6 protein-coding genes are annotated in these 6,317 nt (G+C 48.8%); 1 reads left to right on the forward strand and 5 read right to left on the reverse strand.

Annotated elements, in window-relative coordinates; genetic code table 11:
* Window positions 1-169: 169 nt before the first annotated feature.
* The 5 genes from APA10_RS07265 to APA10_RS07285 all read right to left on the reverse strand — a co-directional run bounded on the left by APA10_RS07265 (window position 170) and on the right by APA10_RS07285 (window position 5,384).
* Window positions 170-1,561, reverse strand: coding sequence for an NAD-dependent succinate-semialdehyde dehydrogenase (locus tag APA10_RS07265; RefSeq protein WP_003625836.1), 1,392 nt, complete (start codon window positions 1,559-1,561; stop codon window positions 170-172).
* A 481-nt stretch (window positions 1,562-2,042) separates the two neighbouring features.
* Entirely contained in the window at window positions 2,043-3,278 is a 1,236-nt protein-coding gene (locus APA10_RS07270) for an MFS transporter (RefSeq protein ID WP_003630374.1), read from the reverse strand.
* Between the two features lie 25 nt (window positions 3,279-3,303).
* Window positions 3,304-3,705 carry a GlcG/HbpS family heme-binding protein gene (locus tag APA10_RS07275; RefSeq protein ID WP_003630372.1) on the reverse strand — a complete coding sequence of 134 codons (402 nt, stop codon included), beginning with the start codon at window positions 3,703-3,705 and terminating at the stop codon, window positions 3,304-3,306.
* Window positions 3,706-3,880: 175 nt separating this feature from the next.
* The gene (locus APA10_RS07280) at window positions 3,881-4,453 is read right to left on the reverse strand and encodes an NADPH-dependent FMN reductase (RefSeq protein ID WP_003630370.1); all 573 of its coding nucleotides are present in this window, start codon (window positions 4,451-4,453) and stop codon (window positions 3,881-3,883) included.
* 61 nt (window positions 4,454-4,514) lie between these two features.
* Complete coding sequence (locus APA10_RS07285; protein WP_003625845.1) at window positions 4,515-5,384, reverse strand: pirin family protein; 870 nt, start codon at window positions 5,382-5,384, stop codon at window positions 4,515-4,517.
* Window positions 5,385-5,504: 120 nt separating this feature from the next.
* Here APA10_RS07285 and APA10_RS07290 point away from each other — a divergent pair, with 120 nt between their 5' ends.
* Window positions 5,505-6,305 carry a LysR substrate-binding domain-containing protein gene (locus tag APA10_RS07290; protein ID WP_250697647.1) on the forward strand — a complete coding sequence of 267 codons (801 nt, stop codon included), beginning with the start codon at window positions 5,505-5,507 and terminating at the stop codon, window positions 6,303-6,305.
* Window positions 6,306-6,317: the final 12 nt, after the last annotated feature.

Genomic DNA, 6,317 nt, shown 5'->3' on the forward strand with positions numbered 1-6,317 from the left:
GCCTCTTTTCAGGAAGTAAGCGGGAGATAACGTTATGTTTTGGGAGTAATATTTTTACTAAAAAGAATTATTTTGTTATTAAACTATATAATTCTAATTACTTATATTTCTTATACTATAGGTATTCTGTGCAAGCAGGCACCTTTACAGGTGCCTGCTAACAGTATGATCAGAACGGTGCGTCGATATCGACCGTGTTGATCAGCTTGTGGTTCACGAACTCTTTGATACCAAGACCAATCAGTTCACGACCATAGCCGGAGTTCTTGATACCGCCGAAGGGCAGATCTGCCTTAGGCACCAGCGGATGGTTGATGAACACCATACCCGTGCGGATTTTTGCAGCCACACGTGCGCCACGGGCTTCGTCTTTGGTAAAGACAGCGCCACCAAGGCCATAAGGGGAGTCATTGGCGATACGGATTGCATCGTCTTCGTCTTTTGCACGGTACAGCTGCGTTACCGGGCCAAAGAATTCCCAATGACGGGCTTCGTTGTTGCCGTCCAGACCGGTCATCAGCAGCGGACGGAAGAAAGCGCCTTTACCAGGAACTTCTGGCCCAATCACTTCAACCTTCGCACCATGCTTGATGGCTTCTGTAACCTGGCGGTGCAGATCATCCATAGCGCCTTTGGAGCACACAGGTGCCAGCGTTGTGGAAGGATCCATCGGGTCACCAGCTTTCAGCTCGGAAACACCCTTCTTGTACAGTTCCAGGAAGCGATCATACACTGCATCTGCAACGATCAGACGCTTGGCAGATACACACACCTGACCAGCATTCCAATGGCGGCCAATAACAGCCCATTTAGCTGCTTTTTCTACGTCGGCATCGTCCAGAACAATAAAGGCGTCTGCGCCGCCCAGTTCCATGGTAGCCTTTTTCAGAGCCTTACCAGCAACACCAGCAATAATGGTGCCTGCGCCTTCAGAACCTGTCAGAGCCACACCGCAAACGCGAGGATCTTTCAGGATAACTTCTGTATGGCGACGTGCTGTATAAAGGTTACGGAACAGACCTTTTGGCAGGCCAGCTTCGTTCATCAGCTCTTCACATGCAGCAGCGCACTGCGGCAGGTTGGAAGCGTGCTTAAGCAGAACAGCGTTACCAGCGGAAAGCTGCGGCGCAATAATACGAACAACCTGATAGAACGGGAAGTTCCATGGCTCAATTGCCAGCACAATACCCAGAGGTTCGTGCACCAGAACAGCCTTGCCTTCAGCCGGATCAGCAACCGGCAGAGATTCCGGCTTCAGCAGTTCTTCTGCATATTTTGCATAGTATTCGAAAATTTCAGCAGAAAGAATAACTTCTGCCTTGGACTCTGTAAACAGCTTGCCCATTTCCAGCGTGCCCAGACGGGCATACTTATCAACATCACGACGCAGAATGGCAGCTGCGGCATTCATAATACGAGCGCGTTCAGCAAAGGAGGTATCACGCCATTTTTCAAAAGCGGCATGAGCTTCGGACAGTGCGGTCTGAACTTCCTGATCTGTAGCTTCAGGAAAATTAGCAAGAACTTCCCCTGTATAGGGATTGGTTGTCGCGTACGCCATTTTTACCTCGTGAACAGTGAAATGGAAAAAGCAGAACGAGCCCGCAAATGCGGCATGCACCCGGCAGAGCAGAATGCTCTTATGTGTGGCATCGTCTCCCTCATCCAAAAAATAGACCGGTCAACTTCTATCGGGCAGAAAAATTCCTGATGGTAAAATTCCATATACAAACTGGAAATATTCCTACCGAATCTGTATGGCCTGTTCTGGTTATCTGTATATGAACGGATATAGATGAAGTCAATTTATAATTAGACCAGTCGTCTTATAACTCTTATCCCATTTATGGTGGGATCGTATAAATGGGTTCAAGCAGGCACTCTGCCCCTACCCCACATAATCTCTTGGCCCTCAGAAAATACAAAAAAAAGCTGGAAGGCATATTATCCTTCCAGCTTCAAGCGTTCGTGCAGAACTCAATACATAATTAAGAATATAGTTTCATAAACTATGACATATTACATAAATAAATCATTCTCATTCAGGAAATGGGCTGCCTGATTTCTTTTTGCCCACTGCGGCGCAACACCAGAATTGCCAGCAAATACACAACCAAACCACCAGCGGAGAGAACAGCCCCGCCAACACCCAGAGCAGAATATCCGAACTGATGCGCCAGCAGCATACTCCCCAATGCAGCCCCCAACGCATTGGCAATGTTAAATGCAGAGTGGTTAAGGGAAGCTGCCAGAGTTTGTGCGTCCCCTGCAAAATCCATCAGACGTGTCTGCAATGCAGGCCCCAAACCATTTACAAAGGTTGGAATAAGAAAGACTGCAAGTGCCAAAAGCAAAGGCTGATGCAGCACCGTAGAAAAGCCCAGCATAACAATAGCACTACCACCAAGCGCCAGAATTGCAGCCAGATCCAACTTACGATCAACAAGCCATGCGCCCAAATTGGCCCCCACCAACATGCCCATGCCCCAGATAACCATGTACACCATAACGGACCATTCCGGCACATGCGTTACATTCTGCAGGATACTGGTGAGATAAGTATAAATGGCAAACATGCCGCCAAAGCCAATAGCTGCTGTAAGCAACGTAAGCAGAACCTGCGTGTTACCCATAGCAGAAACTTCTTTAAGCGGTGAATTCTTGCGGTTGGGGTGATCAGCCGGAATATAACGCCACACTCCCAAAAAGGTAATGCAGCCAAATATACCTATAATCAGATAGGCCACACGCCATCCAAAATGATCCGCTGCGAATGTAGAAAAAGGAGCACCGACCAGAGTGGAAATGGCAATACCGGACAGAACACGCCCAACAGCCCACCCACGGCGTGAACGCTCCACCATGGAAGCCGCAACAAGCGCAGAAATACCAAACAACGCCCCATGCGGCAGGCCAGTAATAAATCGTGCCACTTCAACCAGTTCTGGTGTGGGCATACAAATGCTCAGGAAATTCCCGAAACAGAACAACACCAACAGAGAAAGCAGAAGCTCTCTACGGGAAAGCCGCGCACCCAGAATTGTAATAAGCGGCGCGCCAATCACCACACCCAAAGCATAGGCTGTAATAGCGTATCCTGCATCTGCTGCAGACAGATGTAAGGAACGAGCAAATTCTGGCAGCATGCCCATAATGGCAAATTCACCAGTTCCAACAACAAAAGTGCCGAAAGTGAGAATAAATAAAGCGGCAGCACGCCCATGAGGGGGCTCAATGAACGCGGAGCTTGCGGGAGGAGGTTGAGGAGCAGTTGTCATTTAAAAACTCAGAAACAAGATAGGATCAGTTATTTACGGCCTGCTTCAGTGCAACACGCGCAATGGCAATATCATCTTCCGTTTTGGCGCCAGAAACACCTATGGCACCTAAAAAGGAACCATCAGTGGCTTTAATTACCAACCCGCCACCAAAGCTGGTTAAACCACCGTTTGTATTTTCCAGTGTATAGGCCTCACCATTCGGGTGGCCTTTTGCGGCAAAATCCGCACTGTCCATCTGAAACAGAGCCGCCGTGCGCGCCTTTTTCTGGCTAACATCAACCACACCTAATGGTGCCCCATCCATCCGGGCAAAAGCCATTGGCCATGCTGCGGCATCTACAATGGAAACACATACATTCACTTCAAGCCGGCGCGCCTCTGCCAAGGCGGCGTCCAGCATGGATAAAGCCAAAGAAAGCTTCATGAAACAGAACTCCTGCACGAAGAAAAGCGCGCAGACTACTCATCTCGCTCTTAAATGAAAGAGAAATTATACATAAAACACATTTATTTAACGGCAATGAACATATTCTTGTTACAAATGAAGTGTGAGGCCCTTATTGGCTTTTTATTTTCGGCCTCACAAATCCACCGATAGTCTATTTTTGTTCTCTACGTGCAAGATCTGCCAATGCCTGTATCTGGCGTGTAAGAAAAGCGCGCGTTCGCTCGTCTGTCAGTTCCAGCTTATCTGTATCAAACTTATCTGCTGCCTGACCGATCATGACTTCCGGCCTATTCAACACAAGAGCATCCATAAACACCATGCTCTGGCGTATATGATACTGTGCACGGGCTCCCCCAATCATGCCGGGTGAAACTGTCTGAAGTGCAACAGGTTTGCGCGCAAATGGTTGCGGCGTAAGGCGAGAAAGCCAATCGAGCGCATTTTTCAACACACCTGGTACGGAATAATTATATTCTGGTGTTACGATAATAACGCCGTCGGCTTTCCTAATCTGCTCCCCCATTGCCAGCACAGAAGCAGGGAACCCCTGCTCCTGCACATCCTGATTATAATGAGGGAACTCAGCGATGGATCCGAGTGCCGAAATAGTTATGCCCTCTGGCGCCAATGCAGGTAACGTGCGTGCTACAATGCCGTTATAAGATGCCTTACGCAGGCTTCCCAACATTGTCACAAAATGCAGCTGTTCTTTTTCCTGTGTCATGCTTCTATCCTGCCTTGAACTGATTATTGAAAAATTAGACCGTCATGGATGGCATGGCGTATCAGGCCGAAATGGCGCCAAAACGTCCGCTGTTAAAATCTTCAATCGCCTGACGGATTTCCTCCCGCGTGTTCATGACAAACGGTCCATATCCCGCAATAGGTTCATTCAACGGCGCACCAGTTAAAACAAGAAAGCTGGAAGCTTTGGGAGCCTGTAATGTAACCTGCGTTCCCTCCCGATCCAGAAGTGCGAATTGCGCGCTTCCCACTTCTTCCGCACCATTCACAATCAACTTCCCTTCAAGTGAAACAATAGCCGCGTTATGTCCCGCAGGCAGAGAAAGTGTGATGTCTGCCCCTTCTTCCAGTTTTCCATCCCACACGTTCAGTGGGGAGAAAATACGCGCAGGGCCATGCTGCCCTTCATAGTCTCCCGCAATAACCCGTAGGCTGCCTCTGTTATCTGGAAAGGCAATGGTTGGAATATCCGCAGCCTGAATGGTTTGATAACCAGCTGGCATAGCTTTATCTTTGGCTGGCAAATTGACCCACAACTGCACCATCCGAAAATCCCCTCCAACTTTTGCATACGCTGGAGAATGAAACTCCTCGTGCTGGATACCGTTGCCTGCTGTCATCCACTGCACATCTCCGGGGCCAATAATACCGCCGCCGCCAGATGAATCACGGTGTTCCACTTCACCATCATAAACAATGGTAACAGTTTCAAACCCTTTGTGCGGATGCTGGCCAACACCACGCCGTTTATCTGTAGGTTCAAACTTATGCGGGCCAGCATAGTCCAACAGCAGAAACGGGCTCAGATGCTCACCAAAATCCGTATAGGAAAATAGAGAGCGCACCGGAAAACCATCACCAACCCAGTGCCCACGTTCATTTCCATAACGACCGAGAATTTTCTTCTGCATGACCTTTGTCCTGTCTGAAGCAAGAGCGCTCTATGCGCCTTTTGTTGACACGAAACATGCACCCTTCTTATCGTCGCATAAAGATTTCCAAATAAAACATTGCGTTGCATAGGCAGGACGATGAGAGACCTTAACGACTTTGGATATTTTGTGCAGGTTGTAAAATATGGTGGTTTTTCTGCCGCTGCACGTGCAACTGGCTTACAAAAATCCCTCCTAAGCCGCCGTATCCGCCTTTTGGAAGAACGCCTGCATGCGCGCCTGATCCAACGCTCATCACGCCACTTTAGCGTTACAGAAACAGGACACCGCTTTTACGAACACTGTATTGCCATGTTGGAGGAAGCAGACACGGCTGAGCGCTCAGTAGCTCAGTTGCAAACTGAACCTTGTGGGCTTGTGCGCCTAAGCTGCCCTGTAGCGTTACTTAACTTTCAGTTTGGTGCCTTACTCGCCCGCTTTATCATGCTTTATCCAGCCGTAACGCTTCAGCTTGAAAGCACTAACCGACGTGTAGATGTCTTGAAAGAAGGCATGGACCTTGCAATACGCGTGCGGTTTCCGCCCATTGCGGCATCAGATCTTGTAATGCGTACGCTTGATACCAGCACGCAGTGTTTAATTGCAGCACCTACCCTTGTGCCTCACCCACTGGCTTCTCCGGCTGATTTAAACGCTTTTCCCAGCCTGGATTTTCATACCACGCCGGGTTCTCACTCTTGGTTGCTCGAAAATCAGGAAGGACAAACCGCAACTATTTTTCATGAACCACGATTGGCAACAGACGATATGGCTGTGCTGCGAGAAGCTGCCCTTGTAGGTGCTGGTATTGTGCAAATGCCCACCATGATGGTGTGGCAGGATATTGAAGCAGGGCGCCTCGTCGCGGAAATCTCACAGAAGGGTTGTACATCGGGTTAGATTATGAAAAAG

Origin of the sequence: Acetobacter pasteurianus subsp. pasteurianus LMG 1262 = NBRC 106471, from assembly GCF_000285275.1 — a bacterium.
In the GTDB taxonomy this organism is placed as follows: Bacteria; Pseudomonadota; Alphaproteobacteria; order Acetobacterales; family Acetobacteraceae; genus Acetobacter; species Acetobacter pasteurianus.